The sequence below is a fragment of the Terriglobus sp. YAF25 genome, from assembly GCF_052113305.1.
Lineage (GTDB): Bacteria > Acidobacteriota > Terriglobia > Terriglobales > Acidobacteriaceae > Terriglobus.
In genome coordinates, this window is sequence record NZ_JBFRCY010000781.1 from 1 (window position 1) to 2,051 (window position 2,051).

Here is a 2,051-nt window from a genome sequence, read left to right on the forward strand (position 1 = left end):
AACCCGGACGGCGCAAGAGGGAATAGCCATAGGCCACTTCAATATCGCTGACTTTTCCCTGTTAAAGGCGGTCTTCGCTGCCGCATATGAATTGAAGGTACCCGTCATCGTCGGCGCCTCCGAAGGTGAGCGGAAATTCATGGGCGTTCGCCAGCTCGCTGCACTGGTCCGCAGCCTGCGCGAAGAGTTTGACTTCCCCATCTTCCTCAACGCCGACCATACTCATACGCTTGCGAGCGCTGTCGAAGCCGCAAAGGCCGGGTATGACGCCATCGTCTTCGATCTCTCGACGTTGCCAATCGATGAGAATGCGCGGCAGACCAAAGCGGCCGTGGAGACGCTGAAAGCGATCAATCCATCCATCCTGATCGAAGGAGAGATCGGCGATATCGGCACCGGGTCCGAGATTCATGACGAGGTCCCCGATCTGTCGAAAGGCCTTACCGATCCGGAAGAGGCGAAACGATATCTGGCTGCGAGCAACATCGACATCCTGTCACCGGCCGTAGGCAATATGCACGGCATGGTCCAGAGCATGGTGCAGGGCAAAGCCAAAAAACGCCTGGATCTTGCCCGCATCGCAAAGATCAAAAGCGCGACCGGAGCACTGCTCACCTTGCACGGAGCCTCCGGAACCGATGATGACGACATGCGCAAAGCCATCGACGCCGGAATCAACATCATCCACATCAACACAGAACTGCGTATCGCCTGGCGGCAGGGGCTCGATGCGAGCCTGGCAAAACAGCCGCACGAGGTTGTTCCGTACAAGATTCTTCCGGCAGCGATCGATGCTATCAAACAGGTCGCCACATCGCGTCTGAAACTCTTCAACAAGCTGACCTGACACTCCTCCGGAAAGTGCTCTCTCGAAGGAGCTGTTCCGGAGATCGAACCCTACATCGACATCAGAAGGAGACTGACCATGAAAGATTCGCAGGCCATCCAGCAGTTAGAGTCGGAGATCGCTCAGAAAGAGCAGCGATACCGTGAAGTCGAGCATCTTGAGGACGACATGATGCAAAACATTGGTCTGGAAGGCTTTCGAGCTACTTCCACCGAAGAACAGTATCGCGACGAAAAAGAAGCACTGACAACGGAGATCCGGGAGAAACGAGAGATGCTTGCTGGCATGGAAACGCAACCCGACCTCGATTAGAGCATTTTCCGGTTGCTGGGTAGAGCAATTCTCCTAATACTGTGGTGTTGGAGAAATCTGCGAATGCCGTTTTCTTCGAAGGAAAACGGCGCAAACTGCAAACGCTTCGCTCTACACCTTTAGGAGAACTGCTCTAGCCCGGAAGGGGTGCCTTGTAATCGAAGGAAAGTTCCACTCCGACGCCTGGGGAGAGTTCCGGACGTATTTCAGATTCGTGCTGAATCACGTCGGCAAAATCACACCGCTGGATATTGGGCAGGCTGAATAAACTATTTTTCCTACCCTGAACCCTTATTGCCGTGGGTGCTTCTTAAGTTTCTCCAGCTTCTCCGCTTCCTTACGTACCCAGCTCTTCTTCTGCGGCTTCGGGGGAGGAGGCGGAGCAAGCTCCGGATGCTCATTCATCTGCTGTGCGCGAATCCGCTCCGGCGTATAGCCTTCCCACTCCCACGGTGTCACCGTATCGCCCAGCAACTTCTCCAGCAATGGCTTGAAGGCAAACTCGCCGTTTTCGCTGTTGGTCAGCATGATCATGCAGTCTTCCGTCTTCTCGAAGCAGATCATGTAGTTCTGTGCGCCGTCGCCGTGTCCCTCTTTGAAGAACGCCCGGCCATACTTCGTATTCGTCAGCAGACCCCATCCCAGGCCATACGCCAGACCTACCTGCATCGGCTCTTCCGAGGTCTCCTCTGCAAGGGTTGGAAACTGATGCGCCGTATGGATCTGGACCTGCGGCGAAAGCATCTGTGCCTGCATTGGTCCGCTGAGTAGCTTGCCGGCCAGAAGCGCCTGGGTAAACTTCACCAGGTCATTGATGTTGATATCCATCGAGCCTGCGGCACGCGGATTGCTGCGATGCGTATGGGCGACGAGCTTACTGTCAGGGGTATAT

The 2,051-nt window shown here is 55.2% G+C and carries 3 protein-coding genes; 2 read left to right on the top strand and 1 reads right to left on the bottom strand.

The window, feature by feature from the left end; all coding sequences use genetic code 11:
• Nucleotides 1–847 (top strand): class II fructose-bisphosphate aldolase (locus AB4043_RS23635; RefSeq protein WP_442308271.1); only part of this gene is annotated, 847 nt, incomplete at its 5' end.
• A gap of 78 nt (nt 848–925) precedes the next feature.
• Nucleotides 926–1,159, top strand: coding sequence for a hypothetical protein (locus tag AB4043_RS23640; RefSeq protein ID WP_442301005.1), 234 nt, complete (start codon nt 926–928; stop codon nt 1,157–1,159).
• 291 nt (nt 1,160–1,450) lie between these two features.
• Here AB4043_RS23640 and AB4043_RS23645 read toward each other — a convergent pair.
• Nucleotides 1,451–2,051, bottom strand: a 601-nt coding sequence (locus tag AB4043_RS23645; protein ID WP_442308272.1) for a serine hydrolase, incomplete at its 5' end; no start/stop codon positions are given.